The following is a 15,376-nucleotide window of genomic DNA, read 5'->3' as shown; positions in this document are numbered from 1 at the left end:
TGGGCAGGCCACGGCGGCGAGCCCCCGCGGGTTACCTATCCGCCGGTAGAAGTGATCTTGAGCGGATGCGACCCGTCCATCGAAGATGTCGTACGGCAACGCTACGGTTACCTTCGGTACCGTTCGCGACGGAGGACTGCACATGGCTAAACGGCGGAGCAGCCGAAGCAAGCGCAGAGAACCAATTCGCCGCAGCATCCCGCCGTCCCGCCCAGCAGCTGATCCACCCTCCATCGCCAGCTCGGACCTTACTGATCGGCATGCCGTGGAGGGCTGGCCGATCGACAACCAAATGCGGGTTCGCTTGGCTCGGCCAGACGACATACCCGCCCTTGAGAGACTGTCGGCCGCTGCAGGCGTGGATCTGGACGAAGAAGTCGTCCAGGCCGTCATCACAGGTGCCGTGGCCGCCGCCCTGAGAGCTGGACTTGAGGGCGGCAAAGAGGCGTTCGTCGAGCACCTGGCCGAGCAATTTTTCGCCAACCAGACCGGGGATCAGACCGTCACCCTGCAACACGCCACACTGGTTCTCGTCGCTGACCATGCCGTGCGAGGAGTCGTCGGCGCGCTGGTCGCGTTCCCACCGACCAGGGTAATTGAGAGCCTGCTGGAACACCTGCGCAGGACGGGTGCCAATGGACTGCAGATGACCCAGCTTCTCTACTCCGCGGTTATGGGTATGACGCGGATAAAGACGATCGCCGTCGACGAGCCCCTGCGGCGCAACGGGGTCGGCGGCGCTTTGCTGCTGCGCTGCTGGCAGATCTTCGAACGCAACGGCCACACGATCATCTTCGGCCAGGCGGACGACTCGCCTGCCTTGTCGCGGTTCTTCCGCCGGCACGGTTTCGTGATGCTCGAACCCGACAGCGGCTTCGATCCATGGGTGATCGTCGGCGTGCACGCCGACGTTCGGCCTGATGTCGGCCAGCGGACCTTCCTGTGGCGCCGTGGCCACCACCGTCAAGTCACAGCGCCCCGATCACGCCCGCGCGACAGCCGTGACGGCCTGGCAAAGGCGGGTTCAGCGTCGCAACATCCCGCCGGGCAGCCGTCGTATCAGGAGAAGAGACCACTTCCGCCGGTCAATTCCGGCACGGTTCCGCTCGTGATCGGCGCCGCCGAGGACCCTCGCACGGCACCACTGAACCTGGTGGCGGCCGCCGCTTGCCAGGCCGGCCACCGAGCGAGCGCTGAAGCCCGTGCACGGCTGCATCATGTCGTGGTGTCAGCGCTTCGTCGTCTCGGCTTCCACGCCCAGGTGTTCGCCGCGCAGGTGACCGCTTGGCGAGAGGACAGCCCGGACGATGCCCCGGTCACGGTGACAGCTGCGGGCTCGCATGCTGCTGCGGTGGCGGGAGGGCACACCATAGTGTGGACCAAGTCGCTCGGGGCGCTAGTGGATGTTATGGCGTTCTTCGACGAGCGGATTCGTGATCTAGCCGCGGACGGGTTGCAAGAGTTGATCGCCTCACCGGCGATCGTGCCTTTAGCCAGCCTCGAGCCGTTTGTTGCGGCTGGGGCGATGCCGGCGATTGAGCGAGGTCCCATCCGCATCGGGTGGCAGCTGTTCGGCGCCGTTGTAACCCCGCCGACGCACGGAACCGATGCAGACGCCATCCGCCGGGGCGGGGAAGTGTTGGCTGACGCCGCCGTTGATCTGCTGCTCGCCGCCGACTGCTACGTCGACCTGGCACCCATGCATACCCGGTTCCCCCATCTGCGTGCCGTAATGACGCAGCGCGCGAACCACCTGTGGACCTCGGCGGGTGACCGGTGAGCCGCGAGAATGACGGCGGCCGTATCGCCGCGCGTGGTCTGCGCTACCAGTACCTCCGGACGCTGGAAGCGCTGCTTGATGCTCTCGACGACGATGCCGTCGCCGCAGTGCGTATCGAGGGCCCGCACGGTGCCGAACAGGTCAATGCCGTGGACTTCGACGTGGTCGCCGGCGACGACCGGGTCATGCTGGCGGCGCAGGTCAAGAGTGTCGCCCCCGGCGGTACGGTCAGCGCCGCCACCGCCTTCGGGCAACTGGCGCAGCTGATCAGCGAGCACGACGCTGAGAGATACCAGTTGCTGACCAATGCAGTCCCAGAACTGAGCGCGCAACAGTTCGCCGCTGTCCTGGCCTCAACCGCTCAACCAGACGACATACGCACAGCCCTGATGACGGTTCTGGCGAACGCTCCTGCTCGACGCGAACAGCTCACCGCTTTCAACGATGAGCAGCTGCGGCGGCTGGCCCGGGCCCGGGTGGTGTTCGACCTGCGCGACGTCAGCGAGCTACGCGAGGCCTTACGCGAAAGGATTCGCAGCCTCCGCAACACCCACCGCGAAGGTCTCGGCTCGCAGTCCGCAGGTCTTCTGACGCGCGCCCTCACCGCTGAGGTGTTCGATCGCGCTGCTGAAGCAGCGGAATCGGTCTTCACCCTGGAACGGTTCCGGGAGCTGCTGCTCGTGGACGGCTCGACATTGTCCCTGGCCACAGGCGTTCGCGACTGGGGCGTCGTGGTGGGCACCATGCCGCCCATCCCGGACGTCGGCCGACCTGATCTGCTGGAGCCCCTGGTCGCAGCCCTGCGGCACACCGATCGTCGACATCCGACACGGGCGGTACTTACCGGACCATCAGGGATCGGCAAGTCCAGCCTCGCTGCCGACTACCTGGCAGACCGGGCCGACACCTACGACGTCATCTTCTGGGTCGACGGCGAAACCCCGTTCACGCTTCTGGCCGCGTTCCGGCAAGTCTCGGCGTACCTGCGCACAGGCTCCCCCGACGCCGCAAGCAGTGCCACGGAGGCCGCTCTTCGCGCCGAGGTGCACACCGAGCTCAGCCGCTTCCCCGGCCGGTGGGCACTGGTCATCGACAACGTCTCCGACCCACGCCTCGCGCAATCCTGGATCCCCGCGACCGGCGACGGCCACATCATCCTCACCGCCATCGACGCCACAGCCCGATACCGGTCGGCCACCGTCCTCGACGTCGGCGCGATGACAGACGAGCAAGCCATGGCACTGCTGGCCCGCCGGTTCAACCTCCTGCCAATGAGCGGACTGGCGCTCGAACAGCGAGCGGGACTACGTCAGCTCGCCGGCGCCCTGGGGAACTATCCCCTCGCATTGGAGCTTGCCGCCGGCTACCTCGATAGCCTCGGCCTGGGCCTGCGCGACCTCGACGCCTACCTCGAACGGCTGAAGATGCGGTCGCTCGCCGACGAGCAATCCATCCCGGCGGATTACCCGCGTTCTCTCGTCGCCGCGGTGTCGCTATGTCTGGAGCGGCTCACCACCCGGGCCGGCAGCGACGGTGGAGAGGCGGCTCACCTGGCGTTGGGGATGATCGGATATGCCGCCTACCTGGCCTCCCGTCAGCAGCCTGTCCACTTGCTCGCTGCCGCGGTCGTCATCGATCCCGACAGTACCGGCCGTCCGATGGGACCGCTTTTGCTCGACCCGGCGGCCTACCCCGTTGACGAGGCGACGCGGGAACTACGCCGCTTCTCGCTGGTCACCTACGACGCAGACCTGCCCCAGAAGACAGATTCACTGCAGGTCGGTTCCGAACGCACCATCGCCGTCAATACGGTCATCCAGGACGTACTGCGGGCGTCGATCCCGTTTCATGACGGCACGCCCGACGCTTTCGACCGGCTGGCCAACCACGTCGAGCGATGGCACACCGCAGCCGCAGAACTGAACCTTCTACATCGCGCCGCCGTGCTCTTCAGCCATGCCAACACGCTGGCCCACCATCTGGTATCCGTCGGTATCGGCAGCGAACGCATCGCTCTGTTGTTCGGCAATCTGGCAGGTGCATATCTCGTACGGGGCGAGCCTGCCGCCGCGGAAGACCTGCTCCGGCTCGAGATCGACGTCCTGCGCCAGGCGAGCCAACCCAACGAGCTACTCATCGTGCAAGCCGAACTCACACTCGTCGAGTTCGCAGCGCACGACATCAGCAAAGCACCGATCGACTTGGCCCTTCTGACCGCGTACCTGGAACATGCCGTAACTTTCGCGCAAGAGATTGTCGATCGATCTCGTGACGCCACGGTCAGGCTCCTTTATCAGGCTTCGAAACTGTTGGACACGCCTTACCTCTCAGCGCTCGCCAACGCCCGCCTGCACCAGCTCAAGAACACCTGCGACGATCGGCTTGCCGAACTCGGATCCAGCACGTACACCGCCGCACTCGATGCCGTCTACACCGCGAACGAAGCGTTGTCCAGCGCAGAGCCCGGCCGTGCCGAACGACTGTGCCGCACCACCTTGGATCAAGGAGTTCTCACCGGCCAACCTGAGCTTCTCGCACGCCGGCTGCTCATCGAGTCCCTCGCCGCCCAGCACCGCTGGAGCAGTGCGGCAACAGAATTCGAACAGCTGAAAGCCGCTTTCGGACCCAGCGCCATGCACTACGACGTCGTCTCTGACCTCGTGCACAACGTCGGCATGCACTGCTCTATAGCAATATTGCTAACAAAGGATGAGCTAGCTGCCGAACTGCTGACGGACGTCATCGAATGGCCAGCAGTCCGAGTCGCACACGTTTACGTGACCAACGAATACCGAGCGCGGATGCGATTGCTGACGGCAATCAAGGGCCTCGCCTACGAGGACTACGCATCGGCCGAGAAATTCCTCCGCTCCTACACGCCTGCCGACCTGCGAAGCGAAGGGACTGAAAACCGCGGATGGCTCACCCTATGGCAGCAACTGCGACTCGCCACTATCCACCTCGAGTAGAGCAGCGAAATTGACGGACGCAGTGCACGGCCCGCGAGCCACCGGCAAGCAGGCGGGAGCGGTACCAGCGCAGCCCATCAGAACCTATCGAGCGACGGGAGGCGAAGTTAGCATGGACGCCGATCTTGAAAGTGAGCTGCGGCAGCTGCGCGAGCAGGCGGCGACGCACGTCGCTCGATGGTCCCTGCGGACGCCGATCAAAACCATGCTGTACCACCTGACGCGCGGTCGTATCGACCGCAGGCCCCGACCCACTCTTGGAGACCTGCCCACGTTGAACAGCCCATGGCAGGACACCGACTCCGGCCGGTACTTCGGGTGGCGGTGCCGGCAGGCGAACCTGCGAGGTGGCGAGGCGTTCGTCGTGGAGTACATCGTGTGCCCGCGCTGCTCGATCGGCTGGGTCGACCGGCCGTACACCGATGAGCGGTATCAGCGCAGCGGACTGGCCACCGCAGGCTTTCGAGCTCTTCGCGCCGCGCATCCCGAGGTGACGGCCTGGTACGCCGCGAGCGGGCTCATGCCCGACTCGAAAGCCTTCTGGGCAGCCGTCGGTGCCGGTGTTCCCGGCGGCTACAGCTCGCAGGAACTGTGCGCGCACGTCGCTCATCAGGGTGGCGTGTTACCGGGTTGGGCGCTAAAACGGCTGGGTCCGGCCGAAGGAGGCCGAGCAGCATAAACGTCGACCTTCAAAGCGAACTGCGGCGGCTACGAGAGCAAGCGACCACCCATGTCGTTCGCTGGCCCAGCCGCGAACCGATCTGGACCGCGGTATACGACCTCACCCGAGGGCGCATCGACCGGCGACCGCGATACAACACCGGGCAGCTGCCGACGTTGAACAGTCCATGGCAGGACACCGACTCCGGCAGATACTTCGGCTGGCGATGCCGACGAGCCAACCTCAACGGCGGCCAAGCCTTCGTCATGGAATACATCGTCTGCCCACGTTGCCGGATCGGCTGGGTCGATAAGCCGTACACCATCGAGCGATACCAACACAGCGGGCTCGCAGCAGCTGCCCATCGCGCACTGCGTGCCGAACATCCCTCGGTGGCGTGGCACACCGGTAGCGGACACGTGAGCTCGTCGAAGGCGTTCTGGGTGAAAGTCGGTGACGGTGTCGAGGGAGGCTATCTTCCCCGGAAGTTCTGTCCCCACGTTGCCAGACACGGCGGGGTACTGCCGGACTGGCTATTGAAGCAGCGCGGTGACCTGTGACGGCATCCTTCTGAGCTTCGGGCCGTTGCGGGACGCCACCTCTATCAATCGGCTGAACGGGCAGGGGCTCAGCTAATGAGCTGCTAGGGGCGCCATCTCAGTTGAGCCTCCTCGCGTAGGGACCCAGCAAGCAGGCTCTTGGGCTACACGAACGTTGATTTCCAGCTGTTCAGGGGGCAGCGCCCGGCTCGTCGTTTCCGGGATCCCGGTTCACTCGGCAGATACGGCGGCACTTGATGGTCTGACTTGACCCCGGCCTCTGGGGACCACGCAGGGGTGACGGCTTGACTTGGGCCTCGGCGCGGTTCAGGGCCGTTCATGTGGTGTTGTGGTGTGAACCCCCGGGGCAGTGCTGGCGGCGACCGCGCGGGACAGCCGGTCGTTGACGGTCATTGACGGTGCTGTCGGTTCGATGCGTGCCTGGTTACCGACGGCGAACAGTTCCTGGTCGGGCTGGTGGGGCAGTATGAACCTATGCAGGTCTCGGTCTTGTACTTCGCGGAGTGTCCCAACTGGGTCGATGCGGGGCAACGTATGCGCACGGCCCTCGACACGATCGGCCTCGATGAAGTCGAGGTTCAGTTCCTTGCCGTGGAAACGGTGGAGGAAGCCGCCGCGGTGGGCTTCGGGGGGTCACCGACGTTCCTGGTCGACGAGGTGGATCTGTTCGGGCCGCCGTCATCTGCCGGGGCGTTGACCTGCCGGGTGTATCCGACCGAGAGCGGGCTTTCCCGTGTGCCCACGCTTGCCGACTTGGTCGCGAAACTCGAGGAAAGGATCGGGCTATGACACCGATCGCCGAGACCCCGCCACACACTGGCCTGCATCGTTGCGGGTGCTGCGGTCGTCAGCGGGTAGCCGACCGGCTCGCGGAACTCGGCCAGACGCCCGGTGTCTATATTTGCGCGCCGTGCGCCCTGTGGGCGGCCCGTCGTGCTGGCCCTTTGTCAGGGCTGTCACAACTTCCGGTTGCGCTGCGAAGGCTCCGCTCACGCCTGCGGCGGCCCCGGGTGACCGGGGAGCCGGCTGTGCACAACACAATCCCGGTCCTGGCCAGCACAGACCTGAACCGCACCGCTGCCTTCTTCGTCGCCATCGGGTTCGCACAGCAAGAACATTCCGAGCAGTATCTCGTACTCGGCAGCGGGGACGTCGAGCTGCATTTCGCCGTGAACAACACGCCGGCGGCTGGTCAGTGTCTCGTCCTAGTCACCGATGCTTCCGCGGTCTGGAAACGGCTGCGCGGGGACGACATCGCCGGCGTCGGGGATATCGCCGACCGGGAGTACGGCCTGCGGGACTTCACCCTGGTCGATCCTGACGGCAACCAGGTCCGGATCGGCAGCCCGATCGCCCACGATTGATTTGCCCGAACCTGAGGAGCCTCAGCGTTGTCCTTCGGGTTGGTGGCTGGCGGGCCTGCTGACGCTGGAGGTTCATTCATCGCTGTCGTCGGGCCATGGTGCGGGGCAAGTAGATCTTCGTCGACACGCCGGCCAGCCGGACCCACAACTCGCCAAAGTCGACCTCGGCCTTTTCACCTGGACGATGCGTCTGGACGATGAACACCTCCGCCGGCTCTGCGCCCGCTTGGGTGACCAGCTCGCGGTGCCGCACGCGACGTAATCGCGCACCGCCGCGTACGACGAGCCACCCGCGCCGTTCTCCGGGACCAGCCGCGCCCGGACCCGGTGCGCCCGTGTACTGCTGTTTACGAAGCGCATTCAGATTCGCGGTCAGCATCACATTGATCAACACCGAATCGATCGTCTGCCGCACCGCCCGGCGGCGCATCCCTCTGACGCTCCGAGAGCGCCCGAAGGCAGACGCCTCGCCGATGGTCGCTGCGGCGGTTGAAGGCTCGCACAAGACGGGGGCCACGTTGCCTAAAGCGTCCTAGGAACGTCGTGACTGGACGTGCGGCATCTCGGCGAGGCACATGATGCCCTGGTTCCGAGTCCAGGTGTACGCGACCGCGATGAGGTCGTGCTTCAGCATTCTCACTGCAACAGAAGCGCGCAGAGGTCGCCGAGTCCGCAGGCACCCGAAAGTGATGCGTGTGACCGTCGACCTCCAGGCAGTCTTTCGACCCGCTGCGCCCACCAGCAGCGAATCCGTCACAGGGGTAAATGCCCTCTTTACGTCGATCCAGCCAGACAAGCTATGAGATCGGGTTGGTCTGGTATGCCGTTCAGCAGTCGCAGCTCCCGCTGCCGCACCCAGTGGTCGAGCCGCCGGCAGTCGTAGCCCGGTGGAAGCTGCGGCGCCGGTGCAGCCACCACATCCCCAGCGGTTACGGCCAAGCCGGCTGCGATGGCGAGCACGGTTTGCTCCAGCAGGGCAGCGCCCGCGCCGGTCAGTACGCCGGCGGTGATCAGCAGCGGGATGGCGCAGCATGCCGCGCAGGCGAGTGCGGCGAGTCCGCCGGTGATCTTGCTGCGCGTCGGTGGGGTGTTGTCCGCGGCCGGGGCAACGTCGTGAGTGGGCGTAGCCGGTGGCGAGATGGGGGCTGGCGTGGGCAGGTTCATGCGGGTTCCCCCTGGGAGCGGTCGGCGGTGCCGATGGTCAGGAACGGGATGGGGCAGTCGGCGCAGGTGCAGTTGGTGAGGCTGTCGCAGCGGGCATCGACGACGTCGGTGAGGGCGGCGCGGATGGCCATCAGGTCGGCGATCCGGGTGTCGATTTCGGTGAACTTGTCGATGGCGCGTTGCCGGAGATCGGTGGTGAGGTGCCGGCGGCGTCCGGTGTCGAGCAGTTCGGCGACTTCGTCGAGGGTGAAGCCAAGGCGCTGTGCGGCTTTGATGACGTTGAGCAGGGCTACGGTGTCCGGCGGGTACAGGCGGTGCCCGCCCAGGCTGCGTTCCGGTTCGGTCAGCAGGCCACGGCGTTCGTAGTAGCGCAGCGTCTGCAGGTTGACCCCGGCTGCGGCGGCGACCTGGCTGCTGCGCAGCCCGCTCATATTGCCGCCGTGGCGGCTGCGCGGGCGGCGAGTGCGTCCAGGACCTCGACGTGCGCGGCCGGGACCTCGACATCCAGCTGCAGGACCGCGTCTGTTGTGGTGAAGGAGAAGAAGGAGCAGCAGGAGCTTTCCCGGCTGGTCAGGTCCGGGCGGTGGCTTCAGCCGCTGGGTCGAGGGACCATCGCAGTGCCGTGGCAGAAAGCCGCTGCTGGCCGTGTACGGCGGTGGCGAACAGGTCGTCGAACTCGGCGAGCCGCAGTGGCTGCTCCACGGTTGCAGGGTGCAGGCCGCGGGCACCCAGGCCTGGTCATCGCTGGTCATGTCATGACGGTAAGCCTGTACCCGGGCACAGGATGCAAGTCCTTGCGGTGATCCGTTTTGGCGACCGAGCCGGTTCACCGGCGATCTTTGCTGCGGTCGCCGCCGGAAGATCCGTCCGTAGCCTCCTGTGGTGGGCGGGGCTATGCGGGTGATGGTGCCACGAGCTGGGAACTATCTGGTTCGCGGGCGATCACCGGGACGACGCGGACGAGGACGACCATCGCGATCAGTTTGACCAAGGTTTGGGTCACCACGGCCAGGGGTGCGATGTGCAGCGCCGCAGGTAGGGCAAGGGCGAGCGGGAGCACGACCAGGGAGTTGCGGGTGGCGACGGAGAACATGATCGCCCGAGTGGCGGGCACATCGAGCCGGGCGATCCGGCTGGCCAGCCTGCCGATCAGTACGGCGATCACGACGAAGGCCGCGTACAGGGGAACCACCCGCAGCAGAGCGACGGCTTCGGCGCCGACCGCGGCGATCTGGGAGCCGATGACCACGGCAAGGGTGGCCATCATCAGCGGCACCATCGCCGCGGCCATGACGTCCTCGACAGCACGTCCGGCCCGGTGCAGGCGTGCGGCTGCCTGCACAAGCGCCGCAGCGGCCAGCGGCACGGCGATCAGGACGAGGAACGCCTCGAGGAACGGTGCGATGTCGATAACAGCGAGGACGTCGGATCCCGCGAACAGGTACAGGTAGACCGGAAGCAGCAGCATCTGGGTGGCCATGAGCAGGGGCGCGGCCGCGAGCAGCCGGGCGCGAGGGCCGCCGGCCAGACCGGTGAACACGATGACGTAGTCGACGCAGGGCGTGAGCAGGACCAGCAGTACGCCGAGGAGCAGGCCCCGGTCGCCGGCGACGAAGCGCGACAGCCCCGAAGGTGACGGTGGGCATGACGAGGAAGTTCACCGCCAGGACGGTGCCCAGGAAGCGGATGTCGCGTAACGCCCGACCGACCTCGACCAGCGGGACGCCGAGGAACGTGGCGAACAGCAGCAGCGCCAGGACCGGGTTGTTCGCGTGGGTGAGCCCCGGGGCCCATTGCGGGGCGGTCAGTCCGGCGATCGCGCCGACGGCGATCGCGGCGAGGTAGAGCGGGATCTGCTGGGCGTCCCACCATTCGACGGTGCGGCGCATGGTCATCGTGTTCGGGTTGTCTCGTGTGCGGGGCTGATGGTCGTGCAGTTCAGCCGCCGGTCGGTGAGGAGGGCGCATTCGGTGCGGCAGGAGTAGCCATTGTCGGGGCACGCCACCACGGCGTCACGGGCGACGCTGCGGCGTGGCCGCGAGGGTGTCTATCCGTTGTCGCGGCTACGGCCGTAGGCTCAGAGGCCGAACGCGCCGCCTTCGACGAGGATGGTCAGGCCGATGCCGATCAGGACGACCGGCAGGATGATGTGGCCCCAGCGGGAGAGGCTTCTCGCAATCACGGGCCGGGTAGCGAGGAACCAGCTGGCGGCGCACCAGATCGCGACGCCGATGAGGAAGACGATCGTGTAGACGGTCATGCCGCTGGTACCCGCGACGGTGAAGACGGGGACGTAGACGCCGACGTTGTCACCGCCGTTGGCGAACGTCACGGCAGCGACTTGCAGTACTGCCGGCCCGGCGTCGTGTTCGTGCTCAGCGTCGTCATCGGAGTCGTTGCGGTGCCGCCAGGCGTTCACCCCGGCGCGGACGCCGAGCGCGAGCGGAAGCAAACCGAGGTACGGGATCACCGCTTCGGGGAGCAGACCGGCGCCGAGGGCACCGACGATCGCAGCAGCCAAAATGGCGACAAAGCCGAGGTACTGACCGGCGACCACGCGCCAGGCTCCGGCCTTGTGGCCGCGGGTCTGGCCGAAGAACACGGCCAGCACGAGCAGGTCGTCGATGTTGGTGACGGCGAACATGCCGGCGGCTTAGCCGAGCAGCGACAAGCTCACGAGTCTCCTTCGGGGTGTGTCAGCGCTGGCGCGGGCGGTCAGTCGTCATCGTCGTCGTCGCAGACGAGTTCGCCTTCCCAGGCTTCTCTGCCCTCCATGATCGCAAACCCGGCGATGACGAACCCGGCGACCGGGTCCAGCCAGGTCCAGCCGAGCAGGGCGTAGGCGAGCAGGCCGGCGAAGGTGGAGACCGACAGCCAGGCGCAGAGCTTTGTCTCGGCGGCGTCGGCGATGACCAGCCGGGAGTTCATGGCCAGGCCGGCTTTGCGTTTCGCGTGGGCCAGCCACGGCATGATGATGATCGACGCGCCGGTCAGGATGATGCCGACAACGCTGGCCTCGGGCTTCTCGCCGAGGACCAGGTCGCGGATGCCTTCGACGATCACATAAGCCGCGAGTGCGAAGAACGTGAACGCGATGAACTTCAGCGCCCGGCGTTCCTTGGCTTCGTCGGCGTGCCCGCCGCGTAGCTCTGCGGTGAGCCGGGTCAGCACCACTGCGGCGGCGGCGACCTCGATTCCGGAATCGACGCCGAACCCGATCAGGGAGACCGCGGATGCGGCCAGGCCGGCGGTGACGGCGATGACGCCTTCGATGAGGTTGTAGCCGATGGTGAACCAGCCGTAGCGGATCGCCCGGCGCGCGGCGGGGCCGGTGACATCGGGCAGCGGGTGGGCGCTCATCGGCAGGTGTCCTCACAGGTGTCGGTGCCGTAGGTGGGGCAGAGAGCGACGGCGTGCCCGGTGGCTGCCAGCAGGCTTTCGGCGGCGGTGAGCAGGTCGAGTAGCTGCGGCTGGGCCAGGGCGTAGAACATCTGCCGGCCTTGCGGGCGGCCGGTGATCAGTGCGCAGTCGCGCAGGCAGGCCAGATGCGCCGAGACGGTGGACTGGGCCATGCCCAGCTGGACGGTCAGGTCGACCACCCGAACTTCTCCTTGGGCGAGCCGGCGCAGGATCGCCAGGCGGGTCGGGTCACCCAGGCTGCGGAACAAGGCTGCGGCCGGAGCCAGCTCCGGTCTTGGAGGTGTTGTGACTAGCCCCTTTTGTATCATCGCCATTAGGCGATGATAGCGGGTTTGGTAGATGGATGTCATGCCGTTCCAGACGTTGTGCCGTGCCTGCGGGGTCATTCAGACGACGGCTTGCTGTTCCCAGCGGTTGTGGGCGAGACGTAGAAGGCGGTGCGGTTCTTGATGTTGCCGCCGAACGTGACCGGCCCACGATCGCGGCACAGAGCTGCGGATCGGTGAACACCTTGGTCCAGCCGGAGCGACTCGTTGAAAGCGATCACCGCGAGGGCCTGCTGCTGCATGCCGTGGGTTGGTGGGCTTCAACCTTCAGTCGGTGTTGATGACGCTGAAACGAACTGGCCCGCGAATCAACAGCACCGTCCTGCCGCGGAGGGCGTGAGTGTGATCAGTCCTGCGACGCTCGGCAAGGCGCCGGGTTCGTCGGAGATGGTGGCGATCCGCATGGCGAGCTCGGGGTCCAGGCCGATCTGGGCGGCGGCGGCGCGTACGGCGTCGGTGGTACTGGCTGTGGTGGGGAGCAGGGCGATGGTGGCGGCGGCCAGGGCGCCGGGCAGCTCGGGGTCGATGCCGAGGCGGGCGGCGATGTCGCGGCCGGCTTGTTCGGCGCTGATGCCGGTGCCGCAGAACCCGGTTTCGGGCAGGTTGAGCTGGATGTCGTCGGCGTCGTCGAAGTCTCCGACCAGTGCGGCGGCGATCGAGCGGACCTGTTCGTAGCCGGTGGCCATGAGGAATGTCGGGGCGCGTCCGTAGGACTTCATTCCGGCGGTGTAGTAGTTCGGTTCGGGGTGGGCCAGTTCGGCGTAGCCGTGCGGGACGATGGCGCTGCGCGGGTTCTCGTTCGGGTCGATGAGCTCGGCGAGGGTGCGGGTGCAGCCCAGGATGGCGTCGAGGTCGAGGCGCAGTTCGCTGGCGATGCTGTGGTCGGGCCGGAACCCGGTGGCGGCGACGACGCGGTCGGCGGTGATGGTGCGGCCGTCGGTGGCGGTGAGCTGGATGCCGGTGTCGTGGCGGTGCACGGTGTGGACGCCGAAGCCTTCGAGGACGGTGATGGCGCCGGTGTCGAGCAGGGTCCGCAGGCCGCTGCCCAGTGCGCCGCGGGCGGGTAGTTCGTCGGTGTCCTCGTCGCCGAAGGCGTGTTCGGCGGTGCCGCGCAGTGCCCAGGTGATGCGGGTGCCGGTGGTGGTTTCGGCGAGGCGGGCGAGGTTGAGCAGTGTGTTGGCGGCGGAGTGGCCGGCGCCGACCACGAGGGTGTGCCGGCCGGTGTGGGTGTCGCTGTCGGCGCCGAGGATGTCGGGCAGGGCGTGGTTGATGAGGTCGGCGAGGTCGTGTTCGCCGTGGGCGGGCAGGCCGTTGACGCCGAGCGGGTTGGGGGTGTTCCAGGTGCCGGAGGCGTCGATGACGGCGCTGGCGAGGATGTCGGTGCCGTCGGTGAGGCGTACGACGAAAGGCAGGTCGGCGCGGCCATCGGTGCGGACCCTGTCGACGCTGACCCGGCTGATCGCGGCCACGCGGGCGTTGCACCGCAAGTAGGCGGCGATGGCGGGGGTTTTGGCCAGTGGTTGCAGGTATTCCTCGATGAGTTGCCGGCCGGTGGGCACGGTGTCGTCGTCGGGGGCGGCCCAGCCGGCGATGTCGAGCAGTCGGCGGGCGGCGCTGTCGATGTTGTACCGCCAGGCGCTGAACAGCGACACGTGTGCCCAGGCGCGTACGGAGGTGGCGATGGTGTCGCCGGCTTCGAGGATGAGGAACGGCACGTCGCGTTCGTGCAGGTGGGCTGCGGCGGCCAGTCCGACGGGGCCGCCGCCGATGATGACGACAGGGATGTCTTGCCGTGCGGGCGGCGACGTGGCCAGGTCGGGACTGTAGGCGCTCATGAGGTCTTCTCCTGAAGGTCGGCGGTGCGCGTGTCTGGCGGCAGGCTGACCGAGCGTGGGTAGGCGCTGGTTGCCCATAGGCTCGCTGCGGCCAAGGCACACAGGGCTGCGGTGGCCAGCAGAACGCTGGTGTAGGTGCCGGATGCGGTGTGCAGGGCAGCGGCGGCCAGCGGCGCGCCGGCTTTGGCGATGGTCATGGGGACCACGATCGTGCCGGCGATGGTGGCGTACCGGCGGGTGTCGTACCGGTCGGCGATCAGCACCGGCTTCGCGATGGCGGCGACGCCGAAGCCCAGCCCGAACCCGATCACCGCGGCGATCACGGCGATGGCGTTGCGGCCGATGAAGGGAAGCAGGCCGACGGCAACGCCTTGGACGGCGAACAGGACCGCGACCACGGTGCTGGTGCGGTAGCGGCGTTGCAGGCCGGTGGTGGCCAGGCGCCCGGCGACCGACAGGACCCCGAACAGCCCGGCGGTGCCGGCGGCGAAGGTGGGGGTGTGTCCCCAGCTGGTCAGAGCGGCCACGAGGTGGACGGTGACGACGCTGATGGCGGCCATGTTGGCGGTGAAGCTGACCGCCAGCAGCCAGAACACCCGGTCGGTGAAGACCGTCCTCCAGGAGATCGGTGGGGAGCCCGGCGCAGGGGTGGTGGTGCCGGTGGTGTGCGGGGCTGGGCGGATGACCAGGGCGTCCAGCGGCACGGTGAGCAGGGCCAGGATGGCGGCGAGGACCAGCAGCGCGGTGCGCCAGCCGTGGGCGGCGACGAGCCACCCGGTCAGGGGCAGGAAGATGGTGCTGGCGAACCCGGCGACGACCGTAAGCGCGAGCAGGGCGTTGGCGCGGGCGGCGGGGGTGTGCCAGGCGATGATGACGGCGAACGCGGCTTCGTACAGGCTGGCCGCCGAGGCGATACCGATGCCGACCTGGACGGCGTAGAGCTGCCACAGGCTGTCCACCTGCGACCAGGCAAGCAGCATCAGCACGCCGAGCAGTGAGCCGGCGGTCATCAGGGCGCGTCCGCCGCGGCGGTCGAGCCACCGCCCGACCGGTACGGCCAGGGCGGCGGACACCAGCACGGAAGCGGTGAACGTGCCCGTGACCGCGGTGGTCGTGGTGTGCAGGTCGGTGGCCAACGGGGTCAGGAACACCGCAAACGCGTAGTACAAGGTGCCGTACCCGACCGTCTGAGTGACGGCCAGAGCAGCGACGATGCGCCGGGCCCGACCGCGGTGCACGCCGAGGTGGCCGCCGACCTCAGGGTCGGCGGCCACCGTGCGCGGTGATGTCATCCGGT

General features: G+C 67.3%; 17 protein-coding genes. 6 read left to right on the top strand and 11 right to left on the bottom strand.

Annotated elements, in window-relative coordinates:
• Nucleotides 1–358 precede the first annotated feature (358 nt).
• The 6 genes from COUCH_RS15180 to COUCH_RS15155 all read left to right on the top strand — a co-directional run bounded on the left by COUCH_RS15180 (nucleotide 359) and on the right by COUCH_RS15155 (nucleotide 7,334).
• Nucleotides 359–1,780, top strand: coding sequence for a GNAT family N-acetyltransferase (locus tag COUCH_RS15180; RefSeq protein ID WP_249612722.1), 1,422 nt, complete (start codon nucleotides 359–361; stop codon nucleotides 1,778–1,780).
• Nucleotides 1,777–4,749, top strand: a complete 2,973-nt coding sequence (locus COUCH_RS15175; RefSeq protein ID WP_249612721.1) for a hypothetical protein — start codon at nucleotides 1,777–1,779, stop codon at nucleotides 4,747–4,749. The genes COUCH_RS15180 and COUCH_RS15175 overlap by 4 nt, the downstream gene beginning before the upstream one ends.
• A 112-nt stretch (nucleotides 4,750–4,861) precedes the next feature.
• Nucleotides 4,862–5,428, top strand: coding sequence for a hypothetical protein (locus COUCH_RS15170; protein ID WP_249612720.1), 567 nt, complete (start codon nucleotides 4,862–4,864; stop codon nucleotides 5,426–5,428).
• Between the two features lie 248 nt (nucleotides 5,429–5,676).
• A complete protein-coding gene (locus tag COUCH_RS15165; protein WP_249612719.1) occupies nucleotides 5,677–5,970 on the top strand; it encodes a hypothetical protein in 294 nt (97 codons plus the stop codon).
• A 474-nt stretch (nucleotides 5,971–6,444) separates the two neighbouring features.
• On the top strand, nucleotides 6,445–6,759 hold the full coding sequence (locus tag COUCH_RS15160; RefSeq protein ID WP_249612718.1) for a hypothetical protein: 315 nt from the start codon (nucleotides 6,445–6,447) through the stop codon (nucleotides 6,757–6,759).
• A gap of 239 nt (nucleotides 6,760–6,998) precedes the next feature.
• A complete protein-coding gene (locus COUCH_RS15155) occupies nucleotides 6,999–7,334 on the top strand; it encodes a hypothetical protein (protein WP_249612717.1) in 336 nt (111 codons plus the stop codon).
• Nucleotides 7,335–7,410: 76 nt separating this feature from the next.
• Here COUCH_RS15155 and COUCH_RS15150 read toward each other — a convergent pair whose 3' ends face one another.
• From COUCH_RS15150 to COUCH_RS15105, 11 genes are all read right to left on the bottom strand, one after another.
• Nucleotides 7,411–7,764 carry a hypothetical protein gene (locus COUCH_RS15150; RefSeq protein ID WP_249612716.1) on the bottom strand — a complete coding sequence of 118 codons (354 nt, stop codon included), beginning with the start codon at nucleotides 7,762–7,764 and terminating at the stop codon, nucleotides 7,411–7,413.
• Between the two features lie 344 nt (nucleotides 7,765–8,108).
• Nucleotides 8,109–8,498, bottom strand: coding sequence for a hypothetical protein (locus COUCH_RS15145; protein WP_249612715.1), 390 nt, complete (start codon nucleotides 8,496–8,498; stop codon nucleotides 8,109–8,111).
• Nucleotides 8,495–8,929, bottom strand: a complete 435-nt coding sequence (locus COUCH_RS15140; RefSeq protein WP_249612714.1) for a MerR family transcriptional regulator — start codon at nucleotides 8,927–8,929, stop codon at nucleotides 8,495–8,497. Before COUCH_RS15140 ends, COUCH_RS15145 begins: the two co-directional genes overlap by 4 nt.
• Nucleotides 8,930–9,068: 139 nt before the next feature.
• Complete coding sequence (locus COUCH_RS38900) at nucleotides 9,069–9,200, bottom strand: hypothetical protein (RefSeq protein WP_275980108.1); 132 nt, start codon at nucleotides 9,198–9,200, stop codon at nucleotides 9,069–9,071.
• A 190-nt stretch (nucleotides 9,201–9,390) separates the two neighbouring features.
• Nucleotides 9,391–10,122, bottom strand: coding sequence for a hypothetical protein (locus tag COUCH_RS15135; protein ID WP_275980136.1), 732 nt, complete (start codon nucleotides 10,120–10,122; stop codon nucleotides 9,391–9,393).
• 453 nt (nucleotides 10,123–10,575) lie between these two features.
• Entirely contained in the window at nucleotides 10,576–11,142 is a 567-nt protein-coding gene (locus tag COUCH_RS15130) for a cadmium resistance transporter (RefSeq protein WP_249612713.1), read from the bottom strand.
• A gap of 71 nt (nucleotides 11,143–11,213) precedes the next feature.
• On the bottom strand, nucleotides 11,214–11,858 hold the full coding sequence (locus tag COUCH_RS15125) for a cation diffusion facilitator family transporter (protein ID WP_249612712.1): 645 nt from the start codon (nucleotides 11,856–11,858) through the stop codon (nucleotides 11,214–11,216).
• Entirely contained in the window at nucleotides 11,855–12,226 is a 372-nt protein-coding gene (locus tag COUCH_RS15120; protein ID WP_249613708.1) for an ArsR/SmtB family transcription factor, read from the bottom strand. Before COUCH_RS15120 ends, COUCH_RS15125 begins: the two co-directional genes overlap by 4 nt.
• 74 nt (nucleotides 12,227–12,300) lie before the next feature.
• The gene (locus COUCH_RS15115; protein WP_249612711.1) at nucleotides 12,301–12,486 is read right to left on the bottom strand and encodes a hypothetical protein; all 186 of its coding nucleotides are present in this window, start codon (nucleotides 12,484–12,486) and stop codon (nucleotides 12,301–12,303) included.
• A 66-nt stretch (nucleotides 12,487–12,552) separates the two neighbouring features.
• Entirely contained in the window at nucleotides 12,553–14,079 is a 1,527-nt protein-coding gene (locus tag COUCH_RS15110) for an NAD(P)-binding domain-containing protein (RefSeq protein WP_249612710.1), read from the bottom strand.
• Nucleotides 14,076–15,371: an MFS transporter gene (locus COUCH_RS15105; RefSeq protein ID WP_249612709.1), complete on the bottom strand. Its 1,296-nt coding sequence runs from the start codon at nucleotides 15,369–15,371 to the stop codon at nucleotides 14,076–14,078. The genes COUCH_RS15110 and COUCH_RS15105 overlap by 4 nt, the downstream gene beginning before the upstream one ends.
• Nucleotides 15,372–15,376: the final 5 nt, after the last annotated feature.

Source organism: Couchioplanes caeruleus, from assembly GCF_023499255.1.
Taxonomy (GTDB): domain Bacteria; phylum Actinomycetota; class Actinomycetes; order Mycobacteriales; family Micromonosporaceae; genus Actinoplanes; species Actinoplanes caeruleus_A.
The sequence above is the reverse complement of the archived record's forward strand: the minus strand, read 5'-3'. Positions and strand labels throughout refer to the sequence as shown.

Coding starts and splice junctions, on each gene's coding strand:
- COUCH_RS15170 (WP_249612720.1), top strand. CDS start 4,862: ATGGACGCCGATCTTGAAAGTGAGCTGCGGCAGCTGCGCGAGCAGGCG.
- COUCH_RS15165 (WP_249612719.1), top strand. CDS start 5,677: ATGGAATACATCGTCTGCCCACGTTGCCGGATCGGCTGGGTCGATAAG.
- COUCH_RS15160 (WP_249612718.1), top strand. CDS start 6,445: ATGCAGGTCTCGGTCTTGTACTTCGCGGAGTGTCCCAACTGGGTCGAT.
- COUCH_RS15150 (WP_249612716.1), bottom strand. CDS start 7,764: ATGCGCCGCCGGGCGGTGCGGCAGACGATCGATTCGGTGTTGATCAAT.
- COUCH_RS15145 (WP_249612715.1), bottom strand. CDS start 8,498: ATGAACCTGCCCACGCCAGCCCCCATCTCGCCACCGGCTACGCCCACT.
- COUCH_RS15140 (WP_249612714.1), bottom strand. CDS start 8,929: ATGAGCGGGCTGCGCAGCAGCCAGGTCGCCGCCGCAGCCGGGGTCAAC.
- COUCH_RS15130 (WP_249612713.1), bottom strand. CDS start 11,142: ATGTTCGCCGTCACCAACATCGACGACCTGCTCGTGCTGGCCGTGTTC.
- COUCH_RS15125 (WP_249612712.1), bottom strand. CDS start 11,858: ATGAGCGCCCACCCGCTGCCCGATGTCACCGGCCCCGCCGCGCGCCGG.
- COUCH_RS15120 (WP_249613708.1), bottom strand. CDS start 12,226: ATGATACAAAAGGGGCTAGTCACAACACCTCCAAGACCGGAGCTGGCT.
- COUCH_RS15115 (WP_249612711.1), bottom strand. CDS start 12,486: ATGCAGCAGCAGGCCCTCGCGGTGATCGCTTTCAACGAGTCGCTCCGG.
- COUCH_RS15110 (WP_249612710.1), bottom strand. CDS start 14,079: ATGAGCGCCTACAGTCCCGACCTGGCCACGTCGCCGCCCGCACGGCAA.
- COUCH_RS15105 (WP_249612709.1), bottom strand. CDS start 15,371: ATGACATCACCGCGCACGGTGGCCGCCGACCCTGAGGTCGGCGGCCAC.